Source organism: Thermogymnomonas acidicola JCM 13583 (assembly GCF_001316105.1).
GTDB lineage: Archaea > Thermoplasmatota > Thermoplasmata > Thermoplasmatales > Thermoplasmataceae > Thermogymnomonas > Thermogymnomonas acidicola.
Genome location: NZ_BBCP01000001.1, coordinates 60,934 through 80,064, shown reverse-complemented (window position 1 = coordinate 80,064; position 19,131 = coordinate 60,934). Strand labels below are relative to the sequence as shown.

The 19,131-nt window shown below is 58.0% G+C and carries 17 protein-coding genes, 1 tRNA gene and 10 pseudogenes; 9 read left to right on the top strand and 19 right to left on the bottom strand.

The genetic code is table 11. The features are described 5' to 3' along the window. Window positions 1-45 precede the first annotated feature (45 nt). Window positions 46-1,382: pseudogene (locus tag JCM13583_RS00600) on the top strand (MmgE/PrpD family protein). 40 nt (window positions 1,383-1,422) lie between these two features. Then, window positions 1,423-2,307 carry a methylisocitrate lyase gene (gene prpB / locus JCM13583_RS00595; RefSeq protein WP_075056464.1) on the top strand — a complete coding sequence of 295 codons (885 nt, stop codon included), beginning with the start codon at window positions 1,423-1,425 and terminating at the stop codon, window positions 2,305-2,307. Here the strand turns inward: prpB and JCM13583_RS00590 are convergent. From JCM13583_RS00590 to JCM13583_RS00545, 10 genes and pseudogenes are all read right to left on the bottom strand, one after another. Beyond that, entirely contained in the window at window positions 2,300-2,665 is a 366-nt protein-coding gene (locus JCM13583_RS00590; RefSeq protein WP_075056287.1) for a Mov34/MPN/PAD-1 family protein, read from the bottom strand. The two genes, prpB and JCM13583_RS00590, sit on opposite strands and share 8 nt — an antisense overlap. Continuing rightward, window positions 2,652-3,490: pseudogene (locus JCM13583_RS00585) on the bottom strand (NAD(+) kinase). Before JCM13583_RS00585 ends, JCM13583_RS00590 begins: the two are co-directional and overlap by 14 nt. Continuing rightward, entirely contained in the window at window positions 3,487-3,981 is a 495-nt protein-coding gene (locus JCM13583_RS00580) for a hypothetical protein (RefSeq protein WP_162509100.1), read from the bottom strand. The pseudogene JCM13583_RS00585 and the gene JCM13583_RS00580 overlap by 4 nt, the downstream one beginning before the upstream one ends. Window positions 3,982-4,022: 41 nt before the next feature. After that, window positions 4,023-4,268: a hypothetical protein gene (locus JCM13583_RS00575; RefSeq protein ID WP_075056285.1), complete on the bottom strand. Its 246-nt coding sequence runs from the start codon at window positions 4,266-4,268 to the stop codon at window positions 4,023-4,025. Between the two features lie 87 nt (window positions 4,269-4,355). Continuing rightward, window positions 4,356-5,184, bottom strand: a pseudogene (locus JCM13583_RS00570) (DNA-directed RNA polymerase subunit D). Next, on the bottom strand, window positions 5,072-5,578 hold the full coding sequence (locus JCM13583_RS00565) for a 30S ribosomal protein S11 (RefSeq protein ID WP_162509099.1): 507 nt from the start codon (window positions 5,576-5,578) through the stop codon (window positions 5,072-5,074). Before JCM13583_RS00565 ends, JCM13583_RS00570 begins: the two are co-directional and overlap by 113 nt. Window positions 5,579-5,584: 6 nt before the next feature. Next, window positions 5,585-6,142: a 30S ribosomal protein S4 gene (locus JCM13583_RS00560; protein ID WP_162509098.1), complete on the bottom strand. Its 558-nt coding sequence runs from the start codon at window positions 6,140-6,142 to the stop codon at window positions 5,585-5,587. 9 nt (window positions 6,143-6,151) lie between these two features. Beyond that, window positions 6,152-6,663: pseudogene (locus JCM13583_RS00555) on the bottom strand (30S ribosomal protein S13). A gap of 61 nt (window positions 6,664-6,724) precedes the next feature. Then, window positions 6,725-7,011, bottom strand: a pseudogene (locus JCM13583_RS00550) (DUF357 domain-containing protein). Further along, window positions 7,008-7,342: pseudogene (locus JCM13583_RS00545) on the bottom strand (hypothetical protein). Before JCM13583_RS00545 ends, JCM13583_RS00550 begins: the two co-directional pseudogenes overlap by 4 nt. A 137-nt stretch (window positions 7,343-7,479) precedes the next feature. On the opposite strand from JCM13583_RS00545, the gene JCM13583_RS00540 reads away from it, so the two are divergent. Genes JCM13583_RS00540 through JCM13583_RS13450 form a run of 3 tightly spaced genes read left to right on the top strand, consistent with a single transcriptional unit; the run spans window position 7,480 to window position 8,229 of the window. Next, window positions 7,480-7,815: a glycerophosphodiester phosphodiesterase gene (locus tag JCM13583_RS00540; protein ID WP_075056284.1), complete on the top strand. Its 336-nt coding sequence runs from the start codon at window positions 7,480-7,482 to the stop codon at window positions 7,813-7,815. Beyond that, window positions 7,781-7,972 carry a hypothetical protein gene (locus tag JCM13583_RS00535; RefSeq protein WP_075056283.1) on the top strand — a complete coding sequence of 64 codons (192 nt, stop codon included), beginning with the start codon at window positions 7,781-7,783 and terminating at the stop codon, window positions 7,970-7,972. The genes JCM13583_RS00540 and JCM13583_RS00535 overlap by 35 nt, the downstream gene beginning before the upstream one ends. After that, window positions 7,891-8,229 (top strand): hypothetical protein, encoded by a 339-nt coding sequence (locus tag JCM13583_RS13450; protein WP_171823305.1) that lies wholly within the window; start codon window positions 7,891-7,893, stop codon window positions 8,227-8,229. Before JCM13583_RS00535 ends, JCM13583_RS13450 begins: the two co-directional genes overlap by 82 nt. On the opposite strand, the gene JCM13583_RS00525 is transcribed toward JCM13583_RS13450, so the two are convergent. Then, on the bottom strand, window positions 8,195-8,959 hold the full coding sequence (locus JCM13583_RS00525) for a methyltransferase domain-containing protein (protein WP_171823304.1): 765 nt from the start codon (window positions 8,957-8,959) through the stop codon (window positions 8,195-8,197). The two genes, JCM13583_RS13450 and JCM13583_RS00525, sit on opposite strands and share 35 nt — an antisense overlap. A gap of 339 nt (window positions 8,960-9,298) precedes the next feature. Between JCM13583_RS00525 and JCM13583_RS11560 the strand changes: the two genes are divergently transcribed. From JCM13583_RS11560 to JCM13583_RS00500, 4 genes are read left to right on the top strand one after another with little or no spacing between them, the layout of a single operon-like run. Beyond that, window positions 9,299-10,033, top strand: a complete 735-nt coding sequence (locus JCM13583_RS11560; RefSeq protein WP_162509096.1) for a hypothetical protein — start codon at window positions 9,299-9,301, stop codon at window positions 10,031-10,033. Further along, window positions 9,955-10,524: a uroporphyrinogen-III synthase gene (locus JCM13583_RS00510; RefSeq protein ID WP_075056279.1), complete on the top strand. Its 570-nt coding sequence runs from the start codon at window positions 9,955-9,957 to the stop codon at window positions 10,522-10,524. The genes JCM13583_RS11560 and JCM13583_RS00510 overlap by 79 nt, the downstream gene beginning before the upstream one ends. Further along, a complete protein-coding gene (locus JCM13583_RS00505; protein WP_075056278.1) occupies window positions 10,506-10,706 on the top strand; it encodes a hypothetical protein in 201 nt (66 codons plus the stop codon). The genes JCM13583_RS00510 and JCM13583_RS00505 overlap by 19 nt, the downstream gene beginning before the upstream one ends. Beyond that, complete coding sequence (locus JCM13583_RS00500) at window positions 10,703-10,894, top strand: hypothetical protein (RefSeq protein ID WP_162509095.1); 192 nt, start codon at window positions 10,703-10,705, stop codon at window positions 10,892-10,894. Before JCM13583_RS00505 ends, JCM13583_RS00500 begins: the two co-directional genes overlap by 4 nt. Here the strand turns inward: JCM13583_RS00500 and JCM13583_RS00495 are convergent. The 8 genes and pseudogenes from JCM13583_RS00495 to rpoB form a co-directional block, all read right to left on the bottom strand. Further along, a tRNA-Met gene (locus JCM13583_RS00495) sits at window positions 10,892-10,974 on the bottom strand. The genes JCM13583_RS00500 and JCM13583_RS00495 overlap by 3 nt on opposite strands. 40 nt (window positions 10,975-11,014) lie before the next feature. Next, window positions 11,015-11,565 (bottom strand): annotated as a pseudogene (locus JCM13583_RS00490) (RNA-processing protein). 96 nt (window positions 11,566-11,661) lie between these two features. After that, window positions 11,662-12,426 carry a serine protein kinase RIO gene (locus JCM13583_RS00485; RefSeq protein WP_075056276.1) on the bottom strand — a complete coding sequence of 255 codons (765 nt, stop codon included), beginning with the start codon at window positions 12,424-12,426 and terminating at the stop codon, window positions 11,662-11,664. Further along, window positions 12,423-12,749: a translation initiation factor eIF-1A gene (gene eif1A / locus JCM13583_RS00480; RefSeq protein ID WP_075056275.1), complete on the bottom strand. Its 327-nt coding sequence runs from the start codon at window positions 12,747-12,749 to the stop codon at window positions 12,423-12,425. The genes JCM13583_RS00485 and eif1A overlap by 4 nt, the downstream gene beginning before the upstream one ends. A gap of 155 nt (window positions 12,750-12,904) precedes the next feature. Next, window positions 12,905-13,339: an antitermination protein NusA gene (locus JCM13583_RS00475; RefSeq protein ID WP_075056463.1), complete on the bottom strand. Its 435-nt coding sequence runs from the start codon at window positions 13,337-13,339 to the stop codon at window positions 12,905-12,907. An 8-nt stretch (window positions 13,340-13,347) separates the two neighbouring features. Beyond that, window positions 13,348-14,787, bottom strand: a pseudogene (gene rpoA2 / locus JCM13583_RS00470) (DNA-directed RNA polymerase subunit A''). Window positions 14,788-14,899: 112 nt separating this feature from the next. Beyond that, window positions 14,900-17,600 (bottom strand): annotated as a pseudogene (gene rpoA1, locus JCM13583_RS00465) (DNA-directed RNA polymerase subunit A'). After that, window positions 17,600-19,123: pseudogene (rpoB, locus tag JCM13583_RS11555) on the bottom strand (DNA-directed RNA polymerase subunit B). The pseudogenes rpoA1 and rpoB overlap by 1 nt, the downstream one beginning before the upstream one ends. Between the last annotated feature and the right edge of the window lie 8 nt (window positions 19,124-19,131).

Sequence of the window (19,131 nt, the reverse complement as noted above, 5' to 3'; positions counted from 1 at the left end):
CTGTCAGACAGCCAAGTTTTACATAAGCAGCATCCATATTCCAGCATGGACAGGATAGTCCAGAAGATACATGAACTCTCAGTGGAAGTGTCTGAGAAGGGCATAGAGGGAGGAGACAGGGAGGAGCTGAAGAAGAGGGTTGCGGATTCCATAATCGTTTCTTATGGTGCCAGGAATTCGGTGCCGGTCAGGATCGCCGTTGAAGCCCTCGGGCACCACAGATCCGGCATGGAGGCGCCCATTTACTTTTCCGGCTCAATGGTGTCCGTGGAGGCTGCGGCTTCATAAACGGCGGCATGACCAGGTACCTGGACTTCAACGACACCTACCTTTCGAAGGAGGCCCTGCACCCATCGGACAACATACCGCCCCCCCTCATAGCGGTGGGCTACGCCATGTCACTGGGTGGTGAGGAACTCCTCAGGGCCTCCTACGTGTCCTACCAGGTGGTTGGAGCGCTGTCCGATGCGGTCTCCATTAGGGATCGCGGTTGGGACCATGTGACTTACATATCGGTATCTTCCGCCGCCGGTATAGCGAACCTCATGGGCCTCACTGAAGAGAGGTTTGAGAACGCCCTGAGCCTGGGCATCAACAACAACATAAGCATGCGGCAGACCAGGGCCGGCGAGCTCAGCATGTGGAAGGGCTTCACGGCAGCCAATGCCTGCAGGAACAGCGTGTTCGCAGCACTGCTGGCCCAGAAGGGCTTCACCGGCCCATCTCACATATTCACTGGGGGGGAGATGGGCTTCTTCAAGCAGGTGTCCGGTGAGTTCGACCTGGACCTCTCTGTGGACAGAGTCCCGAGGACAATGATAAAGAACTACCCCGTGGAATACCATGCGATGAGCGCGGCGGAGGCTGCGGATGAACTGCGGAAAGAGATAAGAGGAGACATAGAGAGCGTGAGTGTGGACACCTTCAGGGTGGCGCACACCATAATCATAAAGGACCCGGAGAAGCTGAGGCCAAGGACGAAGGAAACCGCAGACCACAGCATGCCCTACATAATAGCGTACACGCTTCTCCACGGTGCCCCCCGGCCTGGATGCCTACGACGACCGGTACCTCAGGGACCAGGCAATACTTGACCTCATCGACAGGATGAAGTTCAATGTGACGGAGAAGTACAACAGTATGTACCGGAGTACCTGCCTGTAAGGATCGAGGTGAGGACAGACAGGGGGGGCACGTGGTCAAAGGAGGTGGATGCACCCAAGGGCCACTTCAGGAGGCCATACACCTGGGATGACCTTCAGGAGAAGGGCAGGCGCGTCATGGGCGAGGACAGGGCCAGGGAGGTCATAGGCGTCTGCAGGGACCTGGAGAGGAGGAGCATCAGGGAGCTGATGGAGGTGGTGAAGAGTGTCGGTCCTTAGGGACAACGTGAACCTGGGTCCGGCAGAACTCAGGAGGCAGATGGCTGACTTCGTTACGGCAGCCGGAGTATTCAACGGCATAAGCGCCCAGCTTGCGGAGAGGGGCGGCTTCAGGGCACTCTACCTCTCCGGCTCAGGCGTTGCGGGGGGGGCCATGGGCCTCCCCCCCGACCTCTCCGTGACGACCCTCACGGAACTGGCGGAGGAGTGCAGAAGGATCACCTCTGTGGCGAGGTCGCCGCTCATAGTGGATGCTGACACCGGCTTCGGTGAGGCCATCAACGTCATAAGGACCGTAAGGCTCCTGGAGGCGGCCGGCGCGTCCGCAATACACATCGAGGACCAGGTGATGCCCAAGAGGTGCGGCCACCTTGAGGGGGGGAAGAAGGTGATAGGCGCCGAGGAGATGGGGATGAAGGTGAGGGCGGCTGTGGAAGCCAGGAAGGACGAGGACTTTGTGATAATAGCCAGGACGGATGCCAGGGCAGTGAACGGCTTCCAGGACGCCGTTGAAAGGGCCAAGTTCTACCTGGACTGCGGTGCCGACATGATATTCATAGAGGCGCTGGAGAGCGAGGAGGAGTTCAGGCAGTTCGCCAGGGAGGTTGACGGCCCGCTCCTCGCCAACATGACGGAGTTCGGGAAGAGCCCGCTCCTCTCGGCGCAGGAGCTAAAGAGCCTCGGGTACAGGGCGGTGATATTCCCGCTCACCGCCTTCAGGGCTGCCCTGAAGGCGATGGACTCGGTGTACAGGGACCTCTTCAGGGCGGGCACGCAGAGGGGCTTCGTGGACAGCCTGATGACGCGGAAGGAGTTCTACAGCGTCATAGGCTACGACCAGTATGCCGAAGATGACAGCGGCATCTTCAGAGAGGTACAGGGGGGGATGCAGGCCAGGAGGGGGGGCAGGGGGGGCCTCATATGACCCTGACCTCCACCTCCCTGCCGTCCCTCCTGAACGCAGTGAAATCACCTTCGCCGAATGGGTAGCCGACGATTATGTGCACCGGGCCCGTGTTGGAGAACATGTGAAGGTCCTCATCGCTCGGTATCCTCACGCCTGAGGGGGGGTGGGAGTGCACCGTGCCCACAATGGAGAAGTCGATGGGCTTCGTGTACATGAGGAATATTGTGTGGTGGTCTCCCTGGATGGTGCCCGGGAGGACCGCGATCTCATAGATAACATCCTTGTAGGCCCTCAGGAAGGCACCGAACTCCTTGGGATATGAGGACTTTGATGCCTCCATGATCATGAGGAGTGTCCTTCTCTTAATTGACCACATACTTGATCAGCTTTTCCCTCATCCTCTGGTAGAATGACCGCTCCAGAGTGACGAACTCCGCGTAGTTCTCCGATACAGATATCTCTATGTCGTCCCCCGCGTGCACGGGGGGGATCTCCTCCTGGCCATCCAGTATCACCAGGCTGTCCTGGTCTCTGCCCACCAGCCTTATCCTTATGCTCCTCTCCGTCGGCACCACCACCGGCCTTATCCTGGATCCGAACGGGGGGGCCAGGTAAGATATGACCATGGCCCTCAGTGAAGGTAGGAGTATGGGCCCGCCCGCACTGTACGAGTATGAGGTTGACCCTATGGGCGTGGCCACTATTACCCCCCCGTCTGCGCTCACGGAGTCCAGGAAGTGGCCTGACACGTATATGTTGAACTTCCTTATCTTCGACACCTTCCTCGTGTGCACAACCACTTCGTTGGTGCAGTCCTTGGTGCGGATGCCGTTCACGGTGACCTTGAGCTTCATTGCCCTCTCTATCCTGTAATCGCCCCCCCTTATTATCCTGTATATTGACTTCTCGACCTCCCCCCCTATCTCCACCTCTGTCAGGAAGCCAAGGCCACCCATGTTGATGCCCAGCACGGGCCCCCCTTTGAGTTCTGCAGAGCCCTCAGCGCCGTTCCGTCACCGCCCACTGTAACTATTATGTCCGCTTCGATCCTCTCCAGTTCCTGGCCCTTGCCCCCCCCGAGGAACCTCGCGCACTCCCTGTCATAGATGACTTCCCAGTCCTCTGGCAGGATCTCTACTATCCTGCGGACGATCCTGGCACACCTCTCACAGCCCTTCCTTATCACAAAGGCGACCCTCATAGTATATCAACCAGGAAATTCCTGTCTGAGACGGCCACGATGTTCATTCTCTTCGAAACGTCCAGCCCGGCCCTGAACTCTGCGCCCCCCCTTTCATCCACAACCGCACCGCCGGACTCCCTCACAGCCAGGACGCCAGCGGCCACGTCGACGTTCCGTATCCTGTTCCCGTTACCCAGGTAGGCCATCATGTCCAGGGAGCCTGTGGCGACCAAGCACAGTTCCAGGGATGCGCAGCCGAGGGCGCGCTTCTTGCCCCCCCTGAGGGACAGTAACCTTCCGATGTACTCCTCCACCCCCCCATCGCCTATGTTGAACGATACAACGTTCGCCCTCCTCTTCCTCGTGACCCTGTTCCCGTTGAAGAAGACGCCACCACCCCCCCTCTCCGTCCAGTACTCATCACCGTTGCCAAGGTTGATCACGTAACCGAGCCTCAGGGAATCTGTATCACTGCCCATGACCGCCATGGAGGAGGCGAAGAAAGGTATCCTGTGTTCCGCATTGAATGTGCCGTCAAGAGGATCCGTAACTAGGTTCTGGTCGTAGCCCCCCTGTCCACGATCCCTGCCTCCTCACTCACGACGTTCACCGGGAGATCGAGATCCTTGACATTCCTTATGATTATGTCCTCGCAGACCCTGTCGATCCTGTGTGTGTACGTGCCGTCGGCACCCATGCCTGTGATGGCAGACATGTCAGGGTCGCCTATAACCCTTAGAAGGGTTTCACGTATCTCACGCCCTATTTCCCGGAGTGAGGCAAGCAGGCTGTCCATCTTTTCATGGACAGAGCTTTCTGCCTAATAATAGGATCTGAAAGAACGGGCGTGGCCACCTGTAAGGCGACCCCGGGTCCGGGGGGGTCAGTCCGGGGCGGACATGCTCTCCGCCAGCGTGTTCAGCCTCTCCTGCAGCCTGCGCAGCGCATAGTCCAGGACATCTATGGCCTTGAGGGAGCCGTCTGTCTCGAACTGGAATATGAAGCGCGTGTCGTCCTCAACTATCCTCACAGCCCTGTTCTCGAAGAGCCTGTTGGCCCACGGGAAGCCGTAGTCATCCGTGAACACTATCTCCTTCTCGTCCTCCCTCAGAACGCATGAAGGGCAGGATTCCTTTGCCTTCACCCAGTCAGGGTACTGCGACTTGTCCACTATGAACTCCCTGTGGTACTTGTACGCAACACCTGAGGTCACCTGCCACTTCGCATGGTCCTTTCCCCTGCCCATGATGGCCTGCGCGGTGAGCAATAGGCCCTGCTTCGGCCCCCCCAGCTTGACTATGGGTATCTCCTTGTCGGCTGGGACCAGGTAAGGGTTATCCACGGGCTGCAGGTCCGCGGACGTCACTATTGCCGGGCCCACCTTGTTGATTGAGTACGTAACGGTGCAGAGTGGGCAGCCCTTCCCCCCCCACAGCTGCACTGGTCCCTGAAGTTCATCTTCAGGTCTGTGATGAGGGGTATCATTGCCAGCCTGTGGGCCACCACCTCGTCGAAGAGGGGGGCAGCGAGGAATCGTAGACGTTGCCCTCGGTGTCCCTGATCTCGCCGTGCCTGAACGTGACCTTCTCTATTGCTAGCTTAGGTATGTCGTTTATGAGCGTCCTCCTCAGGGCGTTGGCTATGGCAGGCGTTATGCCGTCCACGTAGAACTTCATGTACCTGTCGGAAAGCTCGATGATCTTGAGGGTCATTCAGACTCTCCTTCCCCCCCTCTTTCCCCCCCTTCTTTTTGGTCCCGTCGTGGGGATCGGGGGTGACCTCCTCTATCCTAACGATCCTGAACCCCCCCGCCCTGGAGAGCGCCCTGATGGCCGACTGCGCACCCGGGCCAGGTATCTTGGACTTGTTACCACCCGGCGCCCTGACCTTGATGATCAGGTCCGTGATCTCCTTCTCCTTCAACTTCTCTGCCACTATGTCCGCTGCCCTCATTGCCGCGTACGGGCTCGACTCGTCCCTGTCGTTCTTCACGACCATGCCGCCGCTTGCCTTGGCAAGCGTCTCGGCCCCCCCGGTAACGTCCGTAACTAGGATGATCGTGTTGTTCTGTGAAGCGAATATGTGCGCTATGCCCGTCTTGTTCACTGGGCCTCACCCTCCTGCTTCTCCTCCTTGGCCTCGCCCGCTATCTCCTGCCTGAGCTTGTGGAGCTCGTCGCTGAGGGGGCGAGAACTCATAATAGGTTATGGTGTCCTCCACCGAGCCCTCAACGAGAACTCCCGGGATGGTGACCCTGCGCCCGTTCAAGGATATGTGGCCATGAGTGATGAGCTGCCTGGCCTGCTTCGGCGTCCTGGCCAGGTTCTTCCTTAGCACCAGGCTCTGCAGCCTCCTCTGGAGTATGTCCTCAATGCCCAGTGATAGGACGTCGTCCAGGGTGGCGTCTGGGCCCAGGATGCTGTAGCGGTTGAGCCTGCCCACGAGGGCCTCGAACTGCTTCCTGGCGTACGGGTCGTCCCTCCTGAGCCTCGCCTGCAGGTCCCTAGCCTGGCTCCTGAAGTTCTCAAGCAGGGACTGTGCCCTCCACAGCTCCTTCTTGTTCTTCAGGCCGTACTTTATCAGCAGGCCTCTCTCTTCCTCTATCCTCTCCTTTTCCCATGGATGCCTCGGAGTTGAATACTTCTTCCTTGGGAACTTAGGGTCGCCCATTGAACCACCTCAGTCCTTCTTCCTTATGACACCGATTGCAAGGCCCTTCCTGCCATTGGACCTTGTCCTCTGTCCCCTGACCTTCTTGCCCTGTTCATGCCTTATGCCCTTGTATGAACGCATCTTCTTCATCAGGTTGATGTCATCGTTGACCTGCACCTCCAGGTCGTTCGATACCAGGTTAAGGTCCAGGCCCGTTACGATTTCCTTCCTGTGGTTCAGTGCCCACACAGGCATGCCCTCGTATTCCTTTGATTCCACATACTCCCTGAGCCTGTCCACGGTCTCCTCCGGCAGCTCACCGATCTTGCATCCTCGTCTATGCCGAGGTGCCTGCATATCATTATCCCGAGCCTCTGGCCTATACCCTTCAGGTCAGCCAGTGCCAAGTAGACCTTCTTCTCGCCATCGAGGTCCCGGTTAGCTATCCTCACAATATACTGGAAGTTCTCCTTCTCCTCTGCCTTTTTCTTATCGGCCTGCGCCGGTTGGTTACCCTTAGGATTGTTCTTTCCAGCCATCTGATCAGCCCTGAACGTAAGTTAACCGATATTACGACCTGAAATAATATACTTTCACTCGCTAGCGGTAGTGGGTGAAGAGCCTGTGGTCGCCCTTTCCGTCTAGGACGCCAAGCCTAACGCCTGCATCGATCCACCCATAGGCGTAGTTTATGGCGGAAAGGCGTTTATGTCGTCACCGACCGAGTGGAAGTGTTCCGCATCGGAAAAATAGCGCCTTGCCATGTCCAGGCAATCAGAAGCGAATGCGTAAAGGAACGAATCCCGAGGCACACCTATGCTGAGAACGGAGAGCGCCTCCTCCTTGAGCCTCAGGTACCTCTCCACACGCTCCGAGAGATCGCTCATCTGTACTTGGAGTAGTCGAATATCAGGTCGATCAGCTTCTTTCCCATCTCGCTGTCTATGACACCCTCCTGCCTCTTCCTGACTATGAACTCCTTTGCCTCATTTGCCCCCCCCTTCTTGGAGGCAATGGAGTATATGCCGCCCATTATGGCCCCCCCCTCACGCTCTCAGGTAGGGGGGGTTCCACTATCCTCCCGAGAAGGTAGCTGAACTCCTCGCTCCTTGACATGTCGAGCTTCTTGACCCTCCTCTGCTGGGGGCCCCCCCTGTCACTCCAGCCCTGGCCCCTGTAGTTTCCGTTCCTGTAATTACTATTCCTGTAACCACTCATTTGCAGGGTTTCATAACTTTATAACGTATTTATACCTTTTTACTGCGCACCCCCCCCACAACATGGTAGGAGGGGGCCTTCCGCACTGTGCACCGAAATCGGGAAAAAGTTAATACCTGGAAACATACCCCCCCCATGTGTCTTCTGACGGTTTCTGCATTGTGGGCCACAGGGGAGCACCCCCCCATGAGGCCCTTGAGAACACCCTTGAATCTTTCCAGGCAGCAAGGCGCATGGGTGTGGGAGCGGTTGAGTTTGACGTCCAGCTGTCCAGGGACGGGGTTCCATTCCTCTTCCATGACTTCTCAACGGAGAGGCTTGCAGGCATTGACCGCTACATTGTGGAGATGCACTCGTCTCAGGTGAGGGGGCATCGAGCTCCAGGGCTCCTACAGGATCCCGTCCCTCCAGGATGCCCTGAAGGGCCTGAAGGGAATAGTGAAGTTCATCGAGCTCAAGACCCTGTGGCCTGACGGCGTGGACAGGAACCCGGGAATAGTGGATGCCGTGTGCTCCATGGTGGAGAAGGAAGGGGGGGCAGTGAAGGAGTGCAGGATCATATCCTTCGACCCCCCCAGGAAGACGAGGGAAGTGAGGGAGAGGTACCCCCCCGGTTCGTTACGGGAATAGACATCGATGTACAGACGCTCCAGAGCCCCCCCCTGGGCGACATGGTAAGGGAAGAGATGAGGGAGTGCGACCTGCTAGTCCCGGAGAGCGGCCTGGCAAGGGAACTCGGGAAGGAGAGGGAGAGGTGCATACCCTGGACTGTCAACAGCATAGGGGGGGAGGCAATGGAGTTCATGGACAGCGGCTACATGGGCATAATAAGCGATGTGGCGCCCTCCCTCATCAGGGCAATGGGCCTGTTGTGCGTCTCACCCTGAAGAGTGCGGCCACGTGCCAGAGGTGTGGCGCGAACGACTTGACCACCTCGGAGTGCAGTTCCTCCCCCCCCACGAAGCCGTACGACCTCAGCCTCCCCATCACCATGGTGGCGTGCGAACCCAGGCTGGATGTGTCCACCAGGTAGTGCATGAAGATCCTTGCCACACCACCCATGTTCCTGAGTGCTGCAGGCAGGTACGCCACAGACTTGAAGTTGCCCATCAGGATGAGGTCTGCCTTTATGCCCTGCAGCTCCCTGCAGTCCCTTGCCACCGTTTCAATGCCGGTGCGAATGCCGCTGGCCGCTGCGGATTTTCTCAGGTAATCCAGGGCCATTGGGTTTATGTCCACAGCGATCACCCTCTCCGGATCCCCGTACTTTGCAACTGGCAGGGTGAAGTAGCCTATGCCGCTGAACATGTCCAGGACGGTGCAGCCCCCCCAGGCATCGAGCCTGGATGCCCAGACCCTTATGTTCACATTGCCAGGGGGGGAGAACATGACCCTCTCAGGATCGAAGACGAACCTTATGCCGTTCTCCCTGTGCACCGTTTCCCCCCCTCCCGGACCGAGGATGCGCCTGACGGACGGTATCCTCTCTTCCCCCCCCTGACCTTCCCCCCCTCCATGACGTACACGTTCCTGCAGCCCGTTGCCTGCATGTAGGCCCTCGCCACATCCTCCCCCCCCGATCTCCTCCCTGAAGACCAGCGCATCGCCGTACCTCACATACTTCCTTGGCACGCCCGAAGCGGTGCCGAGCATCTCCACCACCCTCATGTATGGGGAGGCTGCGGTGGCCCTGGCGGGGGAAGTCCACGGCCTCCACCCTGAGGCCCAGGGATTGATCCGGGACCCGCCTCACTGGTATGTATACCACTTCGCCAGACTGCACGGTTTTGAGTTCCCTGTCCACCAGGCCTCCGAGTAGCCTGATCGTTTCCTCGGCCTTTTCCCTGTTGACCGCTACCGCAAGGGACCTGGGCATCGCCACATGATGGCGTGCAGATTAATGCAGTTTGACCTCTGGGCACAGTTAATTAGAGTGGAACAGATACCAGGGGGGGCGTGAGGGTCAGGGTGGCCACGAGGAGGAGCAACCTGGCCATGGAGCAGACCAGGGAGGTGCTCTCTGTCCTGGAGGAGCTGGGGCACCAGTGGGAGATAGTGGGCCTTGACAGCCACGGAGACGTGGACAGGAAGACCCCGCTGCACAAGATGTCCAGGACCGGGATATTCGTTGAGCTCCTGAACCACCTGGTCGCCTCAGGCGAGGCGGACATTGCAGTGCACAGCGCTAAGGACATGCCCTCTTCCCTGGAGCCCGGCCTTGTGGTCTGCCACACGCCGCCCAGGGGGGGGCCATGGTGGGACGTCATGGTCACCGACAGCGGTATCGATGGCCTTGGGCCAGGCTCCAGGATAGGCACCTCAAGCATAAGGAGGCAGAAGGCCCTGTCGCTCTGGAGGCCAGACCTGGTCGCACAGGACCTGAGGGGGCAATGTGGACACCAGGATATCCAGGATGCGCTCTGGCGAGGTCTCTGGCCTCATCCTGGCGGAGGCGGGCCTGCAGAGGCTAGGGATAGATGCGGTCAGGCACAGGCTACCCGACAGCATATTCGTCCCACAGCCGAACCAGGGGGGGATCATAGCGGTTGTGGCCAGGGCCGGTTCCCAGATATCCGGGGGGGAGCTGGCCCCCGCTCTCCCATAGCGAGACCATGGAGTGCTTCAGGTTCGAGCGGCAGGTCTCCGGCAGGCTCAGGCTCGGCTGCTCTGTCCCCGCTGGTATACTCGTAAGGCCTGATGGCAGGCGCTACACCGTGGAGGCAAGGTTCTTTTCCATGCACTCCAGCGAAAGTGTGCACTTCCTGGAGAAGTTTTCCGATTCCGGGGGGGAGCTTGAGGAGATATCCGGTGCGATTGCTGCCTCCATACCTCCCGGCTACGGTACAGGGTCGGGTGATGGGCGTGAGGTCCTGGCCATTACCAGGCCTGCAGAGAAGCCGTTCAGGTACACGAGCAACCGCTTCGACCTCGTGATGGTGCCGCTGACACGGATCTCTCCGATCGGTGACATACAGGCTGCCATGGAGAGAGCGATGAGCTTCAGGCCGCATGTGGTTGTGCTGACCAGCGAGTACGGTGCAAGGCTGGCACTCAGGCACCTGCCGGCCAGGTGGCTCAGGGAGAGGCTCTCCATGGCCATAGGCAACGCCACTGCCAGCGTCCTGAGGGAGGCTGGCCTCAGCCCCCCCTTGGTACCGGGCAGATGGACACCGACGGGTTAAAGAGGGAGATAAGGGAGAAGATACCTTCCGGTTCAAGGATATGCTTCCTCAGGAGCGACCATGGCAGGGATGTTGGCGACCTCTCTGACGAGTTCCAGGTACTTGATATCCCCATCTACAGGTCGAAAGGCTGCCATGCGACTGCACGAAGATCCGTAATTCCTGGGGGGGTGTGCTTGTGACCTCGTCGTTTGAGGCCCAGGCCCTCTCAGAATGCATGAGGGAGTGCGGTGCAACACCCATGGTGTTCGCAATAGGCCCTCCAACCGCTGCCACCCTCCGGTCCATGGGTATCGAACCGTCTGAGCCCATCGGCAAATCCGACATAGGTGGACTCATAAAGGAGATCGAGGAACTCTACGGAGAATAGCGGGGGATGGATTTGAACCATCGATCTACGGGTTATGAGCCCGTCGGGATTTCCTGACTACCCCCCCCACCCCCCCCGCTTCAGGCCCATATGCTTTCTCACAATATAATATTTTAGAGTTCAGCCAAAAGTTTCCTCTATTCTCCTGGCCTTCAGCTCGCCAACCTTCTGCTCCAGGAAGCGGTAGACGGTCCTGTGCCTCCTGCCGTTTATGAGCATCTCCACAGCCTCCTTTGAGTACTGAACGGAAATGTAGTCACCGATTATCGATACCGTGTCACCGTAGACTGAGATGAACGTGGATGTCAGCTCCTCTATGATCCTCCTGGTCTTCCCTTCCCTACCTATGATCCTGCCCCCCCTGAGCTCCTCTATCCGCCTGGAGCCAGGCCTGGCGAACTCCCTGAGGGAGATTATGATGAGCTGCCAGTTCTCGTTGAACAGGTACATGGCCTTGCTGGGTTGAAGCCCCCCCGCCCTATGGCCTGCACCACGCTCTCGCTTATCACCGCCTTCAGGGGGGGGTCGCTACCTCCTTCAATGGTCACCTCACCCTCCCTTGAATCAACGTGTATCCTGACATCTCCCGCCCTCTCTATGGCCTCCTTGGTCGCACCGTCCCGTCCTATCAGCACAGCCACCCTGTCCCTCGGTATCTTCACAACGATCAGCTGCCCCCCCCTATTTCGACCACCCCCCCTAACGCATCAGGGAAACGTGATCTGGGAACGATCCACAATCAACGATGCTATTAATATTTTGACCACCTAGGAAGAGATGCCGAGCTGTGAGAGAACCTCGGCCGGATCGGCGTCGACACCCTGCTTCCTGAAGAATGTGCACACGTTGTGCACATCCCTCCTCAGGAAGTCCTCGGCGGATGGGTGCGTGGCCCTCACCGCCTGCGCCACGTCTATGAAGTAGGGCTTCCTCCTGTGGACGAGTATGTTGTACTCCGACAGGTCCGCATGCACCAGCTTCGCCTTCTTGTACATTGCGACCAGCTGCTCCACTACCTCACCGAATAGGTCGCGGGCGCCTTCGTAGTTCCTGATCTGCGGCGCAGGCCTCTGCTTGGTGCCCAGGTATGACATCATCATGACGTTCCTCTCGAAGTCAATGGGCCTGGGCGCCCTTACCCCCCCAGCCCTCTGCATCTCAGAAAGGTTTGTGTACTCCTTCCTGCACCATATGTAAACGTACCTAGACCTGTCGATCCTCTCCTTGGCGAACCTCTGATCCCCCCCCTCAATGTACTCCCATATCCTGTGGAACTTGAGCGTTGTCATCTTGAAGACCTTTATGGCAACGGGCTTCCCGGACATGTAGGCCTTGAAGACAACGCTCTCCTTCCCAGAGGATATTGGAAAATCGATGTATGGCACGGAGTTCCTGTGCATCAGGTCGTAGAGGGCCTGCAGGGTCCTCCTGTCAAAGACAAGCGATTCCGTCTTGTAGTCAAGGTCGTACTTTCTCCAGAACTCCCGGTCCCTTATGAGCCTCTCAAGGGCTGAAAGTTCCTCGTCGGTCATGCCTGCTTGAATATGTTGATGACCTCGGGGAGCATGTTGTTCCTGCTCAGGTAGTTGGCCTGGGTCTGGGTGTAGCGGTAAACGACGTCCGCTTTCTCGTTCTGGAACTGCCAGGGCTTCACTATGACCAGGTCACCCTCCTTGATCCACATCCTCTTCTTCATCTTTCCAGGTATCCTTGCCGTCCTGGTGAAGCCGTCCTCGCACATGACGGATAGGTGCGAAGCACCTGACAGCTTCTCCACTACTCCGAACATCTCACCCTTCTTCTTGTTGGGCAGTATCACCCTTGTGATTGCCTCTTCAGGCTCCTCGTTGCTCACATCATCGTCTCCCCCTCATCCGATCCTCCCTGTGAGAAGATAGGATTATCCGGCTGGCCCTGGCACCCCCCCACCGGACCGTGGAGTGCGGTCCCACCCAGGCTTTGGCATCGCGTTGTCATTCATATACCTTTTGACCCTTGCTGCTGCCTGCCTCACTGTTTTATGTTCAGGCTCCGGACGTTGCTGAAGTGTCTCTGTACCGCTTCCCTGAAGAGCTTTATGTTCCTGCCCTCCTTCCCTATGGCCCGGCCTATCTCGCCCTGGTCAACGGAGACCGATATGTCGATCTGGCCAGAGCGCCAGACCACCTCAACCTCCTTCACCCCCCCGAACCTGAAGAATATGTTCCTCACGTAGGTGAGGAGGTCCCTGGAGTATTCCACGACCAGGATGTGCTTGTTCGTCTTCTCCCTCAGCTCCGATATTATGTTAGGGTTCTTCTTGAACAGGTCGGAGAGCCTCCTTTCACCCACAATGAACAGGATCATGTCCTCGTTCTCCAGGCACTCCCTTGTCTCCACTTTCCCGAGCTTTTCGAAAAGAGCAATGTAACCCATTATCCTGTTATCTATAGTTACCTCTTTCATGTGAAGCATCATTCTCCCTTGTTCTTACGCCTGATCCCCCCCTTGTAGACAAGGTTAACCGCACCCGTCCCCCCCAGAGTGATCGGCTGCCCCCCACGATGATGTTCTCCGCCACGCCTGACAGCGTGTCAACCTCGCCCAGGAGACCAGCCCTCAAAAGGTGCTTTGTCGTGATCTCGAATGCAGCCCTGGCCAGGACGCTGCTCTTCCTGCCCGATATGCCCTGCCTCCCCCCCACAGCCCTCACTGCGCCGCTGAACGTCATGGTGTCCGCAACGAGCATCAGGTGCCTTATGTCGACCTCCAGGCCCTGTTCCTGCAGTGTCCTCTGCGATTCCAGGAATATTGCGTTCCTCGCGGCCTCTATGCCCAGTACCTCGGATATCTCTATTATGTCGTTCGTGTAAGTCCTTGTGGCATCGACCTCGTCTATCTGAAGCACTTCCTTGAGGTTCGAGCCCTGCGTGTATATGACCCACCTGTTACTCTCCTTCCTGGCTATGGCCCTCCTTATCTTCGGTATCCCCCCCTTTATGGTCAGCTCCTTCAGGGATTCCTGGAGCTGGTAGAGCCTCTTGAATGACTCCTGCTGTGGCTTCACTATGATCTCATCTGTGTCGGGGTTCTCCACCACCGTTACGTTCTTTACCTTCTCGAGTGCGCTAAGTATATCCTGCCTGTCCACTATCCTCTCACGCATCTTGTCTGTGTCGGGCCTTATGTAGAGCGTCATCTCCGTGACATCCGTTACTATGTCCGCAACGTCCAGGAGTGTCGTGTTCTCCAGGCTCTTGACCACCGACATTACGACCTCCTCGTTCTGCTCGAACTCAGGCTTAAGGTAAACGGTCATCGAAGGAGTGCTGGGTATGCGCCTGGCATCCACTATCTCTATGAGCCTCGGTAGGCCCAGGGTCACGTTCATCTCCCTGACGCCTGCGAAGTGGAAGGTCCTCATGGTCATCTGCGTACCAGGTTCTCCTATGCTCTGCGCAGCGATGATACCCACCGCCTCGTGCGGGTCGATGTACCTCTTCTCCAGCTCCGCGGCAACCCTCCTGATGACCCTCCTGTACTGTTCCTCTGTGAGCCCCCCCTTCCTCCTCTCCGCCAGCTGTTCCGCCAGGGACACCTGGATCTCCACGCCCATCTGCCTGAAGTCCTCCATTACCTGCCTTGCGCCATCGGATATGGCTCTCTCGTACTCGTTCTTCTCCTCTATTGTGGCTGGCCTTCTCTCAGCCACAGCGTATCCCTTCAGCTCACGGAGGCTCTTTCCGTCCTGGTAGAACTCCGAGATCGATATGCTCTATCTCCTCTATCCTATCGATCACCAGGATCGAGTGGAGCTGGTTCTTCCTCTTCGCCAGGTCCTCCTTCCCGCTCTCATACGGCTCGATGGACGATATGCTCACCCTCCACTTCAGCGTCTTCCCGTCTACGGATATGTAGCTTCCCTGACCTCGCCCTCAACCTTGAACTCAACCGCGTACCTCACGGGGGGGATCCTCGACGCTAGTTCGTTGAGCCTCTGCTTCAGCTCTCTCCATAGAAGGGCCTTCACTGTCCCGCCTCCACCTCGTCGTAGATTATGTAGTCTAGGTCCAGGGTGGAACCCCCCCTGTCGCTTCTCGTGGGATCGACGCCGTCCTCACCGTACCTGAACTGTATCATTGCGCCCACGGTGTCCTGCACCCTCCTTGCCTCGTCCACCTTGAGGTCCTCGAAGGCGTTGATCAGCCTCCTCTGCATGTAGCCGCTCCTTGACGTCCTCACAGCGGTATCCACAAGGCCCTCCCTTCCCCCCCTATGCTGTGCATGAAGTACTCGAGCGGGTTCAGGCCCTGCTTGTATGACGACTTTACGAAGCCGTGTGCCATGGCTCCCATATCACCTATCCTGAAGTGTGGCAGTGTCCTGCCGTAGTAGCCGCGGTTGAGCCTGCCACCCCCCCTGACCGACTGCTGGCCCACCATTCCGGCCACCTCAGATATGTTGAGCATCTTGGCCCTCGCACCGCTCCTAGCCATGATGACAGATGGGTTGCTCAGGCCAAGGTACTGTGATGCTATCTTTCCCGATTCGTCCCTGACCTTGCCTGTCTCGCTCAGTATCTCCAGTTCCAGGGTCTCCTCCACAGACCTTCCGGGCATAGGCTGCAGCTGGCCCTGCCTGTAGGTATCGATCAGCCTGTCTATCCTCTCTATGGCCTCCTGCGAGATCTCATCTATCCTGGCCACTGCGCTCTCCGGTATGTCGTAGTCGCTTATGCCAGTGGTGAACCCCCCCCTCAGGCTTATGAAGCCAACAGCGAGCCTGGTCATCCTGTCTATGAACTTCGCAGTCTCTTCGGGCCCGTACTTCCTGAACATCTTGTCTATGATTATGCCGGAGAACGGGCCTATGGCAGCCTCATCTATCGTGCCGTGGACCATCCTGCCGTTCTCTATGACAACTTCCTTGTCAGCAGGGTCGTCCTCGTACTCGCACCTCTCCCTGGCGGAGGAGCAGAGCTTGCTCGTGAACCTCAGGTTGAGGTCCTTGGGCAGGATGAGCGAGAATATGTCCCTACCCCCCCTGTAGTACTTCTTGCCGTCCACGATCTCTGCCTGTGGCATGCCCGGGACGTCCACGTAGGAGAGCATGTGCATGGTCTCTTCGGCAGTGAACCTGGGGGGGTTGCCGTGGGTGAGGAGGAACAGTGCTGTTATGTGGTCGTGTATGCCGCCTATGATGGGGGGGCCGCCGAAACGGGGGGGTGACATTATCTGCTCCTGCACCTTCATTATGATCCTGGCCTCGGCCCTGGCCTCCTCCTTCTGAATTATGTGCAGGTTCATCTCGTCCCCGTCAAAGTCAGCGTTGTACGGGGGGGTGCATACAGGCAGGTTGAACCTGAAGGTGTGGCCGGGCAGTATCCTGACGGTGTGGCCCATCATGGACATCCTGTGGAGTGACGGCTGCCTGTTGAACAGCACTATGTCGCCTTCAGTGAGCTGGCGCTCAACGACCCAGCCGATGTCTATCCTCTTGCTGTTCTCCTCGGCGTTCTGCGCAGTTATCTTTATCCTCCTGCCGTCTGGCTGATGATGTAGTTGACGCCGGTGACGTACCTTCCCTGCTCATCCACGGGCTCGGGCCCCCTCTTCACCAGTTCGCGCACATAGTCAATGTTGAAGGCGTTCACCACAAGCGGCACAGTGAGCTCCCTGGCAGCCCTCTCTGGCACACCCACTTCGTTTATTGAGAGGAATGGTTCCGGGGGGGAAATGACCGTGCGTGCGGAGAAGTTTACCCTCTTGCCCGAGAGGTTTGACCTGAACCTGCCCTCCTTCCCCCCCTTGAGCCTCTGGACCAGCGTCTTCAGTGGCCTGCCTGACCTGTGCCTCGCCGGAGGTATGCCTGCTGTCTGGTTGTCGAAATAGGTCGTGACGTGGAACTGGAGAAGGTCCCAGAGGTCCTCTATTATGAGCTGCGGCGACCCGTTGTCCCTGCTCTCCCTGAGCCTCTGGCTTATCCTTATTATGTCAACGAGTTTGTGGGTGAGGTCGTCCTCGCTCCTCTCTCCCGTCTCTAGCGTTATGGAGGGCCTGACGTTTATGGGCGGCACGGGCAGCACTGTGAGGACCATCCACTCGGGCCTTGCCACCTCCGGGTTGAGGCCGAAGAATATGAGGTCCTCGTCCGGCACCCTCTCCAGCCTCTCCCTTATCTCCTTTGGGGTGACCTTTATGCCCACCTTCTCTTCCCTGAACGTTGTTGGCTTGTCCAGGATGAGCTTGCTCTGCTGTGCGCCGCAGTGTGGGCAGACCATCCTGGAAGATGCCAGGTCCGTGATCTTCTTCGACTTGATTGCTATTACCTCGGGGGGGTCACCCTGGGCAAAGTTCAGGTTGCTCATCTCCTCCCTGTAGATCTTGATCTCGTCGTCCGTGAGCTTTATCCTGCCGCACACCTTGCACGTGCTCTCCAGGATCGTCTTTATCTCCTTCACGAAGCCCACGTGTATCACTGGCATGGCCAGTTCGATGTGGCCAAAGTGCCCAGGGCATTCATCAACGCGTCCGTAGCAGGTGGCACACTTCAGTCCCGGCTCTATGACACCCATGTGGAGGTCCATCAGGCCCCTCTCAATGGGGGGGTAGCCGTCGTCATCGTATGTGTCGGCTGTGATGACCTTCACCTGGGACATCTTCCTGATCTCCTCAGGTGAGAGCAGGGCAAACTGTATCTTGTTTATCCTCTTCGAAATACCACTCATCATTTGAGATCACCCAGGGATAACCTCATCATGACACCCATGGAAGCGAGCTCGTCCCTCATCAGCTTGAAGGCATAGCTCGTCTCTATGGGGGGGTGTATGTTGCCTGTATTCTCGCAAACCGGGCACTTCAGGGTGCCCTTCCTCCTGTCCAGTATGGCTATGTGGCCACACTTCGGGTTCCCGCACACGTAGAGTATCGTGCCGTCGCTCTGGTCCAGGAGGCGGTCCTTTATCACCATTGCCGCACCGTGCGCTATCAGGGTATCGCGCTCCATCTCCCCGAACCTGAGGCCTCCCTGCCTGGAACGGCCCTCCGTTGGCTGCCTGGTGAGTATCTGCACCGGCCCCCTCGACCTCGCGTGGAACTTCCCGGCAACCATGTGGTGCAGCTTCTGGTAATATATGACGCCTGTGAAGATGTCGACCACATACTTCCTTCCAGTCACGCCATCGTACATGACCTCGTTGGAGGATCTCCTGAACCCTAGCCTCTCCAGTGCAGCCCTCAGGCTCTGCTCTGGCTCCCCCCCGCTGAATATAGTCCCGTCGACGAAGTCACCGCGCCTGGAGGCAACCTTGCCGCCTATCATCTCCAGTATGTGCCCCCCCACAGTCATCCTCGAAGGCACGGCGTGGGGGGGGTTGAATATGAGGTCAGGTATTATGCCGTCCTCGGTGAAAGGCATGTCCTCCTGCGGTATGACTGCGCCTATGACACCCTTCTGGCCGTGCCTGGAGGCGAACTTATCGCCAAGCTCCGGGATCCTGAGGCTCCTCACCTTGATCTTCACTATCCTGCTGTTGCTCTCTGAGACGGTGAGGAAGACGTTGTCCACAATGCCGGTCTCGTTGGGCCTCATGGTCACTGACGATTCCCTTCTCCTCTGTGGCCCCCCCAGCTTCTCAGCGCCCTCCTCCAGGAACCTCGGCGGGGAGGTCTTTCCTACCAGCACATCGGAGCCCTCAACCTCCATCTCTGGGCTTATTATCCCGTTATCGTCCAGGTTTTTGTAGTACTTTTCGTCCCTGGCGCCCAGGACGTCGTGGGTAGGTATCTCGAACCTGTCCTCCTGGCCTCCCGGTACCTGCGCTCCTCCGCCTCGTAAGTCCTGAAGAACGAACTCCTACCCAGACCCCCCCTCTCCACAGACGCCTTGTTGAGTATGATGGCGTCCTGTATGTTGTAGCCCTGGTAGGAGAGGATCGCAACGACGAAGTTCTGCCCGGCTGGCTTCTTCTCGTACCTTATGAAGTCCATGATCCTGGTCTTCACCAGCGGGACCTGCGGGTAGTGGAGCACATGGCCCCCTCGTGTCCGTCCTTATCCTGTAGTTCGTGGCTGAGAGGCCTATGGACTGCTTCGTCATTGCAGCTGCCATCGTGATCCTCGGCGAGGAGTTGTGCTCCGGATACGGTATTACAGATGCAACAACGCCCAGTATGAACGAAGGGTCGATCTCAAGGTGCGTGTGCTCCTCCGTTATCAGCTTCCTGGACTGGAACCTGCCGTGGCAGTACAGGCACTCAA